Genomic DNA, 13,524 nt, shown 5'->3' on the forward strand with positions numbered 1-13,524 from the left:
CGTACCCGCGGGCCGCGGCGCCGCGACGGGACCCTCAACCCGTCCGGCACCGCAGCCCGGAGTTGCTACGGCCGGCAGGTGTGCGGTCCCGCGCGGCCGTTGGGAGAGGTCCCGTCGCAGTCAGGGCAGAGAGCGCCGGTACCTCGGTCCACCCTCCTGTGCGGGGAGGGCGGAGGCTCATACAGCATTGTGGACTAGACCATTCTGGCTGTCCATGCGTGTACCGAGCCTATTTCCCGCGAACCCTCCAGTACAGACCACGGTTCGTCCGGGTTCGCGCCGCGAGTACGCTCGCCTGTGTGCCCTCCATGAACGACCTCGTACGCCAGCACACAGCCCTCAGTGAGTCCGACCTTGAGTGGCTCCATCTGCTGGTCTCGGAGTGGCAGCTGCTCTCCGATCTCTCCTTCGCGGATCTCGTGCTCTGGGTCCCCACCCGCGACGGCACCCGCTATGTGTCCGTCGCCCAGATGCGGCCCAACACCGGACCCACCTCCTACCAGGACGACATGGTCGGCCATCTCGTTCCGCGTGGCCGCCGGCCGCTGCTGGACGCGGCGCTCGACGAGGGGCGGATCGTCCGGGAGGGCGACCCGGAGTGGCGTGAGGAGGTGCCGGTACGGGTCGAGTCCATCCCCGTACGGCGCGACGGCCGCGTCCTCGGGGTCATCGCGCGCAACACCAATCTGCTCACGGTCCGCACCCCCAGCCGGCTGGAGCTCACCTATCTCCAGTCCGCCTCCGATCTGGCCCAGATGATCGCCGCCGGGTCCTTCCCCTTCCCCGGCCAGCAGGTCGACATGGACGCCTCCCCACGCGTCGGTGACGGGCTGATCCGGCTGGACGCGGACGGGGTCGTCCAGTACGCGAGCCCCAACGCCCTCTCCGCGTATCACCGATTGGGACTCGCGTCCGACCTGGTGGGACACCATCTCGGCCGCACCACCGACGAACTGGCTCCCGCGCGCGGCCCGGTGGACGAGGCCATGGTCAAACTGGCCAGCGGCTACGCGCCCCGTGAGACCGAGGTGGAGGGCAGCGGTGGCGTCATCCAACTGCGCGCCATCCCCCTCAAGCCCAAGGGCACCCGGATCGGCTCTCTGGTGCTGCTTCGCGATGTGACGGAACTGCGGCGCCGCGAGCGCGAGTTGATCACCAAGGACGCCACCATCCGGGAGATCCACCACCGGGTGAAGAACAACCTCCAGACGGTCGCCGCGCTTCTCAGGCTCCAGTCCAGGCGGATGGACTCGGCGCAGGGCAGGGAGGCGCTCAACGAGGCCGTACGGCGCGTCGGTTCGATCGCCATCGTGCACGAGACGCTGTCTCAGAATCTGGACGAGCGCGTCGAATTCGACGAGATCGCCGACCGGGTGCTGGCCATGGTCGCCGAGATCTCGCCCGGCAAGGTCGTCTGCCGCCGTACCGGGAAGTTCGGTGTGCTCGACGCCGAAGTGGCCACGCCTCTCTCGATGGTGCTCACCGAGATTCTCCAGAACGCGCTGGAGCACGCCTTCGCACCGGGGGAGGAGGGCCGCGTCGATGTCTCGGCGGTCCGCAGCGGCGACTCGCCGGGGACCAAGCGCGGCGACGGCGCGCGCTCGGACGCCCGTCTCATGATCACCGTTCAGGACGACGGGCGCGGGCTGCCCGAGGGGTTCGATCCGCAGCGCGCCGGAAATCTGGGGCTCCAGATCGTACGGACCCTGGTGGAAGGCGAGTTGGGCGGCGGCTTCGACATGGTGCCGGCGCCGGTGCGCGGTACGCGCGTGATGCTGGACATCCCGGTGGAGCCCCAGAAGTAGGGCGTGTCTTCAAAGTACCGCCCGGCACAGCAGCGAGCCCCGGACCGTGGTGACGGTCCGGGGCTCGGCTCGAAGCTCACTTTGCGATGCGCATCGGGGGGTACTGCGCGCTGCGTTTCGGGGGCGGGGCTATGCGTACACGCTGTACGCTCCGCCGGCCAGGGCTCGTGGCGGGGTGCTTCAGGCGGTCGCGTTACGCGCCCGGTTACGAGCGGCGCGGCGCTTCATAGCGCGGCGCTCGTCCTCGCTGAGGCCACCCCAGACACCCGAGTCCTGGCCGGACTCAAGTGCCCACTGCAGGCACTGCTCCATGACGGGGCAGCGACGGCAGACGGCCTTGGCTTCCTCGATCTGCAGCAGCGCAGGACCGGTGTTGCCGATGGGGAAGAACAGCTCGGGGTCTTCCTCGCGGCAAACGGCGTTGTGACGCCAGTCCATGGCTGCTACCTCTCTTGGTATTACATGCAGATTGCTTGTGAATGTGAACGCTTTCACGAATCCCTCGACAAGGGAAGGGCCGACCGCCAGCAGAAACTGGTGGGGTCCTTGGTTTGAGGAGGGGTTCTGGTTCTCAGGGAGGCCGATGTTGCGGGCCGTCCCGAGCGCCATGTAGAGATTCGCAAACCTCGGCGGCGGATACAACCCCTTCTGGAAAGTTTTTTTTGATTCCTCGGTGTCGACTAGGTCACAGCCGTACTTCCATGGGGTGGATGCCAGCCTAAACGTTCGAGTGAAAGGACTTTGGCCCCTTCCACTCACACAATCACACGCAGTGCACGGCGTACGCCTGTGAACGTCACGCTCGTGCGCAGTCCAAGGTGGTCGCCGTCCATCTGGAACGGGAGGGGCGCCTTGGAATGCAAGGTGAAGTCGGTCAGGTCATGAAGAGACACCGCATGGCGTCCGCGGGGGCCCCGATCGGGGGTCGAAGTGAGCAATTGGGTCGCATATCTGGCCACCGCGGGGGTCGACATTCTGCTCAACCCGAGGACATCGAGAGCCAGATCGAAAGAGGCCGCGGGAGACGCGTACACCGGACGATTGCCCAGGTAGGTCCAGGGGGCGGTGTTGCAGATTATGGAGAGAACAAGATCTTTCACCGGATCCTCACCGGGGCGTTCCAGTGTGATCAGCCCGCCTCGCCGGTGGGGCTCCTCCAGGAACTGCCGTACCACCTGGCGCACATAGAGGGCGTGCGTCGAGCGTTTCCCGCGCTCCCGCTGTTGTTCGACCCGCCCGATCACCCCCGCGTCGAAGCCGAAGCCGGCGCAGAAGGTGAACCAGCGCGACGGCACGGACTCGTCCTCGGTGCCCGGTGTCCCGGCCGCCAGTCCCAGACCGACCGTACGTTCGCTCCGCAGGGCGAGCGCGTCCAGGATCGCGCCGGTCGCCTCGACCGCGTCATTGGGCAGTCCGAGCGCACGGGCGAAGACATTGGTCGAACCGCCGGGGACCACCGCGAGACGCGGCAGCCGCTCCGGATCGGGGCCGTTGTGCAGCAGTCCGTTGACGACCTCGTTGACGGTGCCGTCACCGCCGAGGGCGACGACCAGCTCGATGTCGTCCGAGTCGGCGGCGCGTCTGCCCAGGTCACGGGCGTGTCCGCGGTACTCGGTGGTCACCGCTTCCAGCTTCATCTCGCTGGCGAGCGCGTGGATCAGTACGTCTCGTGTGCGGGCACTGGTGGTGGTTGCTGCCGGATTGACCACAAGGAGTGCGCGCATGCCGAGCAGATTACCGGCCGGGCGCCGAAGGCCCGTCCCCGGGAGCCCGGGGCGGCGGGGCCTGTCGGGGGGTGAGAGGCGGCCGTGTGGTTACCCTGCAGGGGTGAGCAGCAGCAGCGAGCAGACCTCCCCCGCGTCCTCCCCTCGCCCCACGCGCCTGACCGCGGCGGCCGGCGCCTGTGGGCTCGAAGCCCTGGCACTGATCGTCGGCGGTGTGTATCTGCTGGTGATGGGGTTGCTCGGGAAACCCGACAGCCCGGAGCAGGCGGAGATGGGCGGGGTCACCCTGATCGCGCTCGGTGTCATTCCGCTGATCGCCGCGCGCGGGCTGCTGCTGCGGCGCGCCTGGAGCCGGGGGCCCGCGCTGATCACCCAGATCATGGCGCTGCCCGTCGCCTATACGCTGCTGACCGCCACCGGGGGCATGATCCCGGCCGGGATCGCGCTCGCGGTGGTCGCGGTGACGGGGCTGGTCCTGCTGGTCAACCCGACGACCACGGAAGCCCTCGGCATCCACGGCCCGGCCGACTCCCAGCGATAGGGCTCCCCGTAGCCCGTAGCCCGTAGCCCGTAGCTCAGGGCCCGTGGTCGCGGAGCGACAACCCGTGGCGGGCCCCCGCGCCCGCCCCGGTCGCTCTACTCCTCCACCAACAGCCGTTCGCGCAACTGCGCGAGCGTGCGGGCCAGCAGTCGCGACACATGCATCTGCGAGATGCCGACCTCCTGCGCGATCTGCGACTGCGTCATATTGCCGAAGAATCGGAGCAGAAGAATCCGCTTCTCTCGTGGCGGCAGATCCTCCAGCAGCGGCTTGAGCGACTCGCGGTACTCGACGCCCTCCAGCGCCTCGTCCTCCGCGCCCAGTGTGTCCGCGACCGCCGGGGACTCGTCGTCCGTGTCCGGGACGTCCAGCGACAGTGTGGAGTACGCGTTGGCGGACTCCAGACCCTCCAGGACCTCTTCCTCCGAGATACCGAGCCGCTCCGCCAGCTCATGGACCGTGGGCGAACGGCCGTGCTGCTGGGAGAGTTCGGCGGTGGCCGTCGTCAGGGCGAGCCGCAGTTCCTGGAGGCGGCGCGGCACCCGGACCGCCCAGCCCTTGTCCCGGAAGTGCCGCTTGATCTCCCCGACGACCGTCGGCGTCGCATAGGTCGAGAACTCGACACCACGCTCCGGATCGAACCGGTCGACGGACTTGATCAGACCGATGGTGGCGACCTGCGTCAGATCGTCCAGCGGCTCGCCGCGATTGCGGAACCGTCTCGCCAGATGCTCGACCAGCGGCAGATGCATCCGCACCAGCTGATTGCGGAGATCCGCCTTCTCGGGCGAGCCGTCAGGCAGCTTGCGCAGCTCGATGAACATCGCCCGCGCCCCGCTGCGGTCATGTGGATCGTGGTGCTTGTCGTTGTGCTGCTCGCTCATAGTGGCCGCCCGCTCTGCCTGCGCCTGCTCCGCCGCGGCCGTCTGGCCGTCAAGTCCGTCCTCCGGGTGGGGTCGGGCCTGCTGCTCCGGGATGCCCGCGGGGGCGGGCGCCGGCTCCGACGGAGCTTCGTGCCCTTCCCGCGGCTCCCGTGGGATGCGCCCCTCGTCACGCACCGGACCGTCCCCGTTCCTCACGCCGGCCCGGGTCCCGCGCCGCGCTGTTTGTAGAGGCTGATGGTGACCGTACGGTCCTCCGCGACCGTCGAGTCGACCTTGCCGGCCAGCGCGGAGAGCACTGTCCAGGCGAAGGTGTCGCGCTCCGGCGCGCGCCCGTCGGTGGTGGGCGCCGACACGGTCACTTCGAGCGCGTCCTCGATGAGCCGGAAGACGCAGCTGAGTACGGAGCCCGGTACGGCCTGCTGGAGCAGGATCGCGCAGGCCTCGTCCACCGCGATGCGGAGGTCCTCGATCTCGTCGAGGGTGAAGTCCAAGCGCGCCGCGAGGCCGGCCGTGGCCGTACGCAGCACGGACAGGTAGGCACCCGCAGCGGGCAGCCGGACTTCCACGAAGTCCTCGGTCCCGGGCTCGCCTGCGATCTGGGACACCCTCACCTCCAAGGTGGCACAAGCTCTTCTGGGCTCAGGGACAAGGGGTGTCCAGGAGCCTTGCGGTACGTAGTCGGTACGTAGCCGGTCGGTACGTAGCCGCTCTGGAGTGGCGACGCTATCGCGATCCATGGTGCTGTGTCGCCGGGACCCCCACCCAGTGACTGTCACTCATGGTAAGCATATGAACACAGAAAGTGGCTAGGGGTTTCCTGGCGTCCAATTACGAAGAACCGGCGGAGGGTTGACGTACCCAGTCGTCAGACGATCGAACCGTCCACGAAGCACCACCGCCAGCTCTCCCCGGGCTCGAAACTCCGCATCACGGCATGACCCGTGTCCTTGAAGTGTTGTGTCGCGTGTTGGTACGGCGAGGAGTCACAGCAGCCGACCTCGCCGCAGACGAGACAGATCCGCAGCTGCACGGGGTGGCTGTCGGCCGCGACGCACTCGCGGCAGGTGTCGGCGCGCGGCGCGGGCTCGGGGCGCGGCAGTTCCGCGATGTGGGGGCACTCGCTCATGATGACCAGGTTACGACGGGTGCAGAGGACGTGGAATGGACGTATTGCCGCTGATCGCGCTGGTGGCGGGGAGCGCGGCTATCGCCGGCGCGGCGCGCAGGACGCCGGTGGCCGCGCCGTTGCTGTTGGTCGCCGTGGGGCTGGGCGCCTCGTACGTGCCGGGCGTACCGGACTACACACTGAATCCGCATATCGTGCTGCCGCTGGTGCTGCCGCCGCTGTTGTACACGGCCGCGGTGGAGAGTTCGTATCTCGATCTGCGGGCCAACATCAGACCGGTCGCGCTGCTCTCGGTGGGGTATGTCCTGTTCGCGACGGTCGCGGTGGGCTGGCTGGTGTTCCTGCTGGTGCCCGATCTCCCGTTGACCGCCGCGCTGGTGCTGGGCGCGGTGATCGCACCCCCCGACGCGGTCGCGGCCACGGCCATCGCGCGCAAACTGGGGCTGCCGAACCGGATCACCACCATCCTCCAGGGTGAGTCCCTGGTGAACGACGCGACGGCCATCACCGCGTTCAAGGTGGCGCTGGCCGCCGCGGTCGGCGCGGGCGCGAGCTGGGCGGGCGGGATCGGGGAGTTCGCGCTGGCGTCGCTCGGCGGCATCGGTGTGGGGCTGGTCCTGATGGTGCCACTGCACTGGCTGCGCACCCATCTGACCGAGGCGCTGCTGCAGAACACCCTCTCGCTGCTCATCCCGTTCCTCGCCTACGCGCTGGCCGAACACGTGGGCGCGTCCGGGGTGCTGGCCGTCGTCGTGGTCGCGCTGTATCTCGGACACCGTTCCTGGCAGGTGGACTTCGAGACCCGGCTCCAGGAAGCGGCGGTATGGAAGATGATCGCGTTCGTGCTGGAGTCGGCGGTGTTCGCGCTGATCGGGCTCCAGCTGCCCCATGTGCTCAAGGGGCTGGGAGAGTACGGGGTCGGGGAATCGTTGCTGTACGCGGTGGGTGTCTTCGTGGTGGTGGTGGCGATCAGATTCGTCTGGGTCTATCCGGCGACCTTCCTGCCGCGCGCGCTGTCCCGGAGGATCAGGGAGCGTGAACCGGACACCAATTGGACCGCGCCGCTGATCGTCGGCTGGGCCGGGATGCGCGGAGTGGTGTCGCTGGCGATCGCGTTCTCGATCCCGCTCACGCTGGAGAACGGACAGCCGTTCCCCGGGCGCAATCTCGTCCTGTTCCTGACTTTCACGACCGTGATCGGCACCCTGGTCGTGCAGGGCCTCACGCTGCCTCCGCTGATCCGGCTGCTGAGGATCCCGGGGCGCGACCGGCAGGCCGAGACCCTCGCCGAGGCGCAGGCGCAGAGCGAGGCGTCGGGCGCTGCGGAACGGCGGCTGGACGCCCTGCTGACCGATGAGCGCAACGCGCTGCCGCCGCCGCTGGCCGAACGGCTCCGGCATGTCCTGGAGCGCCGCCGCAACGCCGTCTGGGAGCGGCTCGGGGCGGTCAACGAGGTGACGGGGGAGTCGGCGGACGACACCTACCGGCGGCTGTCGCGGGAGATGATCGAGGCGGAGCGCGCGGTGTTCGTGGAGCTGCGGGACCGGCGGCGGATCGACGACGAGATGATGCGGACGCTGCTGCGCAGACTGGACCTGGAGGAGGCGGCGGCCTATCGCGAGGAGGCCTGAGACGGCTCCGGCCGCTCCGGCTCGGACGGCTCGGCGCCGGACGGCTCGGCGCCGGACGGCTCGGCGCCGGACGGCTCCGGTTGGCCCGTGATGACGGCGGCGACGGTCGTGCCCGGCCGGAACGCGCCCTCCTCGGCCAGTGTGGTCAGTCCGTACAGCATTTTGGCGACATAGAGACGTTCCACCCGCAGTCCGTGCCGCTCCCCGAACTCCTCGGCGAACGCGTCGAGCGCGGGGGTGGTACGGGCGAAGCCGCCGAAGTGGAAGCGTCCGTCGAGCCGCCAGTCGCCGACGGGGCCGCCGAACGCGGCCTGTTGGAGCTCCCGTATCTCCCGCTCCAGGAAGTCGCCCCTGAGCACCGGGAATCCCAGGGCCCGCTGACCGCTCCCGAGCCCGGCGGCGAGCCCCGCGAGCGTCCCGCCGGTGCCGCAGGCCACGGCGACGGTCCCGGCCGCGCCGCGCAGCTCCCGGCCCAGCTCGGCGCAGCCCCGGGCCGCGAGCGCGTTGCTGCCGCCTTCCGGTACGACGTACACGTCGTCGCGCTCCAGCCCCGCCCGGCCGAGGACGGCGGCCACCACCTCGGGCTCCGTCTTGCGCCGGTAGGCCGCGCGGTCCACGAAACACAGCCGCATCCCGTCGGCGGCACACCGGGCGAGCGACGGATTGAGCGGCTGTCCCGCCAGTTCCTCGCCCCGTACGACACCGACGGTGGCGAAGCCGAGGAGCCGGCCGGCGGCGGCGGTCGCGCGCAGATGGTTGGAGTACGCGCCGCCGAAGGTCAGCAGGGTGTGCCGGCCGCTCGCGGCGGCGGCCCGCAGATTGGGCGCCAGTTTCCGCCACTTGTTGCCGGCCAGTTCGGGGTGGATCAGATCGTCACGTTTGAGCAGCAGCCGTACGCCGTGGCGCGCGAAGCGCTCGTCGTCGACGGGCACCAGCGGCGAGGGCAGCCGGGGCCGCAGAGCGGCGAGGTCGGGCGCGTCTTGGCTGGGCACCCCTTCATTGTGGCGCCACCCCGGGCGGGACGTGTTCCCGGGCGCGGTCACTTCAGACGGTCTCGGACGCGCTCCCGCAGCGAGTCCATCGTGAAGCCGCGCGGGTCGACCTTGCCCGGCTGCCACTCCAGATGCCCGATCACCGATCCGGCGCCCCAGCCGTGGCGCCGGCAGACCGCCGCCGCGGCCTTCTCGATGGCCGCCAACTGGACTTCGGGCCAGGGGTCCTCGCCATCGCCCAGGTTCTCGCACTCGAAACCGTAGAAGTGCCGGTTCCCGTCGGTGTCGGCGTCCCTGTCGGGCGGCAGGCGCTTCTCCGCGATCACGGCCTTCAGGACGTCGCCGTCGCCCGACCCCGCGTGATTGGCGCGTCCGTAGCCGACCAGATGGACCGTGCCGTCCTTGGCGATCACGCCGTGGCACAGCGGCCCCGGCAGCGTGTCGCGGCCGTCCCTGCACAGCCGCACCGTCGCGTCCGTACCCCGGGTGACGGTGTGATGGATCACCACGCCGTGTACGGGCCCCCAGGGGCCATGGCGGTCGCGATTGTGGGTGCGCCAGTCGCCGACCTCGACGACGCTCAGACCTTCACTCTTGAGGGTGTCGAGGAACTGGGCCGCGGACATGGGTGGGGCCATGGGGGACTCCTTGCCGTTCGATGTGCCGTGTGGTGTGTCCCGGATATGACGAATGTGCGCGTGTGATTCCCCGTTCTGGGTGATCCAGTCCCACTCATATGTGTAATGGCGAATGCACGCCACGTGATGGAACCATTCTTCTCGCAGGTCGGTACATGATCGAAGGGGAGACTTCATGTCGGTTGGTAACGAGGTTCTGGCAGCACAGCCGCCGTCCCAGCAGAGTCTGGGAACGGCCGCCGCCCGGAACCTGGCGACCACCACCAAGTCGGTACCGCAGATGCAGGAGATCACCTCACGGTGGCTGCTGCGGATGCTGCCTTGGGTGCAGATTCAGGGCGGTACGTACCGGGTGAACCGCAGGCTCAGCTACGCGGTCGGCGACGGACGTGTGACGTTCGTGCAGACGGGGGACCGGGTGACGGTCGTCCCCGCGGAGCTCGGCGAACTGCCGGCGCTGCGCGCGTACGACGACGACGGCGTGCTGTCCGAGCTGGCACGCCGCTGTGAGCAGCGGGAGTTCGCGGCGGGCCAGGTCATGGTGGCCTCCGGCGACGCGGCGGACGAGGTCTTCCTCCTGGCGCACGGCCGGGTCGAGAAGGTGGGCGCCGGTCCCTACGGGGGCGACGCGGTGCTCGAAGTGCTCGCCGACGGGGCGTACTTCGGCGAGCAGGCCCTGGTGGACGGGGAGGCCACCTGGACCTACAGCGCGAGGGCGGCCACGGCCTGCACGGTGCTGGTGCTGAGCCGGCGGGACGTCCTCGGCCTCGCGGAGCGCGAGGAGTCGCTGCGCGACCATCTGGCGGCGGTGGTGTCCGTACCGCACCAGCGCACCAACAAGCACGGCGAGGCCGAGATCGACCTCTCCGCGGGTCATGTCGGCGAGAGCGTCGTGCCCCATACGTTCGTGGACTACGAGGTGGCGCCGCGCGAGTACGAACTGAGCGTCGCGCAGACCGTCCTGAAGGTGCACAGCCGGGTCGCCGACCTCTACAACCAGCCCATGAACCAGACCGAGCAGCAGTTGCGGCTCACGGTCGAGGCGCTGCGGGAGCGCCAGGAGCACGAGCTGATCAACAACCGTGAGTTCGGTCTGCTCAACAACTGCGACTACGGACAGCGGTTCCAGCCGCACGACGGCGGCCCGAGCCCGGACGACATGGACGAGCTGCTCTCGCGCCGCCGCGGCTCGAAGATGTTCCTCGCGCATCCGCGGGCCATCGCCGCGTTCGGACGTGAGTGCAACAAGCGGGGACTCTATCCGGCCAGTGGGGAGGTGGCGGGCGAGCATGTGCCCGCCTGGCGCGGGGTGCCGATCTTCCCGTGCGACAAGATCCCGATCTCTGACGCCCGGACGACCTCGATCATCTGTATGCGTACGGGCGAGTCCGAGCAGGGTGTGATCGGCCTCCAGCAGAGCGGGATCCCGGACGAGATCGAGCCGGGCCTGTCGGTCCGCTTCATGGGCATCGACGAGCAGGCGATCATCTCGTACCTGGTCACGGCGTACTACTCGGCCGCCATTCTGGTGCCGGACGCCGTCGGTGTGCTGGAGAACGTGGAAGTGGGCCGCTGGGGGTGAGCCGACCGACCCGGGTGGGCCGGCCGTGCCGTCCGTACGGCCGCCCCTCCCGGCACCCGGGCACCGGCATCCGGTGCCCGTCAGCCGGTCTCCACCGCAGAGGAAGTGGCCGTGACCATGACCAGCACGGATGCCGTCCCCGGGGGCCACGAGGCCGTGGCACTCCTGGAGCGCACCCGCACCGCCGTCCAACCCGAACTCCGCTCCAGCGTCGAGTCATTGCCCGGCTCCCTGCGCCGGGTCGCGATGTACCACTTCGGCTGGGAGCACGCCGACGGCACCCCGGCCTCGGGCCGGACGGGCAAGGCGATCAGACCCGCGCTCGTCCTCGCCGCGGCGCGTTCGCTCGGCGGGGATCCGCACCACGCCGTACGGGCCGCCGTCGCCGTCGAGCTGGCCCACAACTTCACGCTGCTCCACGACGATGTGATCGACGAGGACCCGACCCGGCGCAATCGCGCCACCGCCTGGACGGTCTTCGGCACCCCCGACGCCATCATCGCGGGCGACGCCATGATGTCCCTCGCGCTGCGACTGCTCGCCGAGGACCCGCACCCGGCGTCGGCCGCCGCCTCGGCCAGGCTCGCGGCCTGTGTCATCGAGCTGTGCGCGGGCCAGCAGGCGGACTGCGCCTTCGAGCTGCGCGATCCGCACGAGGTCTCGCTGGACGAGTGCGTCGCCATGGCGACGGCCAAGACCGGTGCCCTGCTGGGCGCTTCGTGTGCGCTCGGCGCGCTCTACGCGGGCGCGCGGGAGGAGCAGGTCGCCGCACTCGACGCCTTCGGCAGGGAGGCGGGGCTCGCCTTCCAGCTGATCGACGACCTGATCGGGATCTGGGGCGACCCCGACCGTACGGGCAAACCGGCGGGTGCCGATCTGGCCGCACACAAGAAGTCCCTGCCGGTGGTCGCGGCCCTGGCCTCGGGTACCCCGGCGGCCGAGGAACTGGCCGAGCTCTACCGGGGACCGCTGGACGCGGAAGCCGTGGTGCGCGCGGCAGCCGCGGTCGAACGGGCGGGCGGGCGCGACTGGGCGCAGCTCCAGGCGGCCGAGCGGATGGCCCGGGCCGTGCAGGAACTGTCCCGGGCGGTCCCCGACTTGTCGGCGGCGGACGATCTGCTGGCCCTGGCGGAGTTCGTGACGCGCCGTACCCGCTGAGGCGGGCGTAGGGCCCCGCTCCGCCCAACTCTAGGATCACTTCGTCGTATTGACGTGACGCGAGTGACGCCACGCGATACGCGGTCACGGTGTGGCGATCCGGAGGAGGGCCAGCGGATGGGTGCGGGGATCAGACGGGCGGGGGAGAGCGACCGGCCGACATTGATACGGCTGCTCGAAGAGGCCTTCGACGACGACCCGGTGAGCTGCTGGGTCTTCCCCGAGAAGGCCCACCGCCACCGGGTGCACGGTCTCTTCCTCGGGGTGTTCGCCGATGTCGCGCTCGCCGACGGGTGGGTGGACATCCTGGAGGACGGGACGGCCATGGCGCTGTGGCTCTCGGTGCCGGCGGGACCCCCGGACGAGGACGACGACACCCCGGCCCGGATGCGGGCGATCGCCGATCCGGACAACGAGCGGGCCGAACTGGTCGGCCGGCTGACGGGCGCGGTCCATCCGCACGACCGCGCGCACGCGTATCTGCTGATGATCGCCGTGTCCCCGGAGCACCAGGGCCGGGGAGTGGGCCGGGCGCTGATCGAATCCGTACTGGAGCGCTGTGACCGCGAGGGGCTTCCGGCCTATCTGGAGGCGAGCAGCGAGCGGAGCCGGCGGCTGTACGAAAGGCTCGGGTTCACCTTCATGGGCAGCACCGTCGATCTGCCGGACGGGCCGCATATGTGGCCCATGTGGCGCGAACCGGGGGCCGGTTGAGGAGAGCGCACGGGATACGGGCTTGCGTAACCACTACAGGCAAAGCACTATGAGTGCAGTGGTTGAGCGGGCCTCTCCGAGGTGCGCTCGGCACTTCCTGTCCTCGTGCCTTCCAGTGACCCGGAGGAACCGGTTTGCGCAAGCTCACCTACTTCATCGCCGTATCGATCGACGGCTTCATCGGCACGCCCTCGGGCGACGCCACCGCGTTCGTGTCCTTCGTGGACGAGGAGCTCTTCCCGTTCCTGACGGAGGAGTACCCGGAGACCATGCCCACCCATGGCCGTCAGCCCCTCGGTATCGACGACCTGGAGAACCGGAAGTTCGACACCATCATCCAGGGCAGGGCCAGTTACGACCTCGCGCTGGCGACCGGGCACACCAGTCCGTACGCCCATATGCGGCAGTACGTGGTGTCGCGCAGCATCAAGGAGAGCCCGGATCCCGCGGTCGAGATCATCTCCGGCGACGTGGTGGCGAAGGTGCGGGAGCTGAAGGCCGAGGAGGGTCCGCTCGGGATCTATCTCTGCGGCGGCGCCGATCTGGCCGGGCAGTTGGTCGATGAGATCGACGAGCTGGTCATCAAGACGTATCCGCTGGTCCTCGGCTCGGGGTTGCCGATGTTCGCGGCGGATTTCGCCCTCACCGAGTTCACCTTGGAGTCCGTAAGGACGTTCGGGAGCGGTGTGCTCGTGAGGAAGTATGACCGGAAGCCGTGACCCGTGCTGC

General features: G+C 69.5%; 14 protein-coding genes. 7 read left to right on the forward strand and 7 right to left on the reverse strand.

The features are described from left to right. Positions 1 to 308: 308 nt before the first annotated feature. A complete protein-coding gene (locus tag AB0M67_RS26695) occupies positions 309 to 1,805 on the forward strand; it encodes a PAS domain-containing sensor histidine kinase (RefSeq protein WP_365749575.1) in 1,497 nt (498 codons plus the stop codon). A 180-nt stretch (positions 1,806 to 1,985) separates the two neighbouring features. Here AB0M67_RS26695 and AB0M67_RS26700 read toward each other — a convergent pair whose 3' ends face one another. After that, complete coding sequence (locus AB0M67_RS26700) at positions 1,986 to 2,243, reverse strand: WhiB family transcriptional regulator (protein WP_004937597.1); 258 nt, start codon at positions 2,241 to 2,243, stop codon at positions 1,986 to 1,988. A 317-nt stretch (positions 2,244 to 2,560) separates the two neighbouring features. Further along, positions 2,561 to 3,529, reverse strand: a complete 969-nt coding sequence (locus tag AB0M67_RS26705) for a diacylglycerol kinase family protein (protein WP_365749395.1) — start codon at positions 3,527 to 3,529, stop codon at positions 2,561 to 2,563. Positions 3,530 to 3,632: 103 nt separating this feature from the next. On the opposite strand from AB0M67_RS26705, the gene AB0M67_RS26710 reads away from it, so the two are divergent. Beyond that, complete coding sequence (locus AB0M67_RS26710; protein WP_365749397.1) at positions 3,633 to 4,070, forward strand: hypothetical protein; 438 nt, start codon at positions 3,633 to 3,635, stop codon at positions 4,068 to 4,070. 95 nt (positions 4,071 to 4,165) lie between these two features. Here the strand turns inward: AB0M67_RS26710 and AB0M67_RS26715 are convergent, their stop codons facing one another. The 3 genes from AB0M67_RS26715 to AB0M67_RS26725 all read right to left on the reverse strand — a co-directional run bounded on the left by AB0M67_RS26715 (position 4,166) and on the right by AB0M67_RS26725 (position 6,080). After that, on the reverse strand, positions 4,166 to 5,110 hold the full coding sequence (locus AB0M67_RS26715) for an RNA polymerase sigma factor SigF (RefSeq protein ID WP_240045806.1): 945 nt from the start codon (positions 5,108 to 5,110) through the stop codon (positions 4,166 to 4,168). Between the two features lie 35 nt (positions 5,111 to 5,145). Then, entirely contained in the window at positions 5,146 to 5,559 is a 414-nt protein-coding gene (locus tag AB0M67_RS26720) for an anti-sigma regulatory factor (RefSeq protein ID WP_249953912.1), read from the reverse strand. Positions 5,560 to 5,819: 260 nt separating this feature from the next. Next, positions 5,820 to 6,080: a UBP-type zinc finger domain-containing protein gene (locus AB0M67_RS26725; protein ID WP_365749399.1), complete on the reverse strand. Its 261-nt coding sequence runs from the start codon at positions 6,078 to 6,080 to the stop codon at positions 5,820 to 5,822. A 35-nt stretch (positions 6,081 to 6,115) separates the two neighbouring features. Between AB0M67_RS26725 and AB0M67_RS26730 the strand changes: the two genes are divergently transcribed. After that, positions 6,116 to 7,711, forward strand: coding sequence for a Na+/H+ antiporter (locus AB0M67_RS26730; RefSeq protein WP_365749401.1), 1,596 nt, complete (start codon positions 6,116 to 6,118; stop codon positions 7,709 to 7,711). Here the strand turns inward: AB0M67_RS26730 and AB0M67_RS26735 are convergent. After that, entirely contained in the window at positions 7,693 to 8,703 is a 1,011-nt protein-coding gene (locus AB0M67_RS26735) for a pyridoxal-phosphate dependent enzyme (RefSeq protein ID WP_365749403.1), read from the reverse strand. The two genes, AB0M67_RS26730 and AB0M67_RS26735, sit on opposite strands and share 19 nt — an antisense overlap. A 47-nt stretch (positions 8,704 to 8,750) precedes the next feature. Further along, positions 8,751 to 9,341 carry an N-acetylmuramoyl-L-alanine amidase gene (locus AB0M67_RS26740; RefSeq protein ID WP_365749405.1) on the reverse strand — a complete coding sequence of 197 codons (591 nt, stop codon included), beginning with the start codon at positions 9,339 to 9,341 and terminating at the stop codon, positions 8,751 to 8,753. A gap of 175 nt (positions 9,342 to 9,516) precedes the next feature. Here AB0M67_RS26740 and AB0M67_RS26745 point away from each other — a divergent pair, with 175 nt between their 5' ends. From AB0M67_RS26745 to AB0M67_RS26760, 4 genes are all read left to right on the forward strand, one after another. Beyond that, positions 9,517 to 10,923, forward strand: coding sequence for a family 2B encapsulin nanocompartment shell protein (locus AB0M67_RS26745; protein ID WP_365749407.1), 1,407 nt, complete (start codon positions 9,517 to 9,519; stop codon positions 10,921 to 10,923). A gap of 117 nt (positions 10,924 to 11,040) precedes the next feature. Further along, entirely contained in the window at positions 11,041 to 12,081 is a 1,041-nt protein-coding gene (locus AB0M67_RS26750) for a family 2 encapsulin nanocompartment cargo protein polyprenyl transferase (protein WP_365749409.1), read from the forward strand. A 117-nt stretch (positions 12,082 to 12,198) separates the two neighbouring features. Then, positions 12,199 to 12,795 (forward strand): GNAT family N-acetyltransferase, encoded by a 597-nt coding sequence (locus AB0M67_RS26755; RefSeq protein ID WP_365749410.1) that lies wholly within the window; start codon positions 12,199 to 12,201, stop codon positions 12,793 to 12,795. Between the two features lie 134 nt (positions 12,796 to 12,929). Further along, the gene (locus tag AB0M67_RS26760; protein ID WP_365749412.1) at positions 12,930 to 13,514 is read left to right on the forward strand and encodes a dihydrofolate reductase family protein; all 585 of its coding nucleotides are present in this window, start codon (positions 12,930 to 12,932) and stop codon (positions 13,512 to 13,514) included. Positions 13,515 to 13,524: the final 10 nt, after the last annotated feature.

This window comes from Streptomyces sp. NPDC051662, assembly GCF_040681655.1.
Lineage (GTDB): Bacteria > Actinomycetota > Actinomycetes > Streptomycetales > Streptomycetaceae > Streptomyces.

What these genes read in the sequence shown, in the direction of transcription:
- AB0M67_RS26695 (WP_365749575.1), top strand. Translation starts at nt 309, where the DNA reads ATGAACGACCTCGTACGCCAGCACACAGCCCTCAGTGAGTCCGACCTT.
- AB0M67_RS26700 (WP_004937597.1), bottom strand. Translation starts at nt 2,243, where the DNA reads ATGGACTGGCGTCACAACGCCGTTTGCCGCGAGGAAGACCCCGAGCTG.
- AB0M67_RS26705 (WP_365749395.1), bottom strand. Translation starts at nt 3,529, where the DNA reads ATGCGCGCACTCCTTGTGGTCAATCCGGCAGCAACCACCACCAGTGCC.
- AB0M67_RS26725 (WP_365749399.1), bottom strand. Translation starts at nt 6,080, where the DNA reads ATGAGCGAGTGCCCCCACATCGCGGAACTGCCGCGCCCCGAGCCCGCG.
- AB0M67_RS26730 (WP_365749401.1), top strand. Translation starts at nt 6,116, where the DNA reads ATGGACGTATTGCCGCTGATCGCGCTGGTGGCGGGGAGCGCGGCTATC.
- AB0M67_RS26740 (WP_365749405.1), bottom strand. Translation starts at nt 9,341, where the DNA reads ATGGCCCCACCCATGTCCGCGGCCCAGTTCCTCGACACCCTCAAGAGT.
- AB0M67_RS26745 (WP_365749407.1), top strand. Translation starts at nt 9,517, where the DNA reads ATGTCGGTTGGTAACGAGGTTCTGGCAGCACAGCCGCCGTCCCAGCAG.
- AB0M67_RS26750 (WP_365749409.1), top strand. Translation starts at nt 11,041, where the DNA reads ATGACCAGCACGGATGCCGTCCCCGGGGGCCACGAGGCCGTGGCACTC.
- AB0M67_RS26755 (WP_365749410.1), top strand. Translation starts at nt 12,199, where the DNA reads ATGGGTGCGGGGATCAGACGGGCGGGGGAGAGCGACCGGCCGACATTG.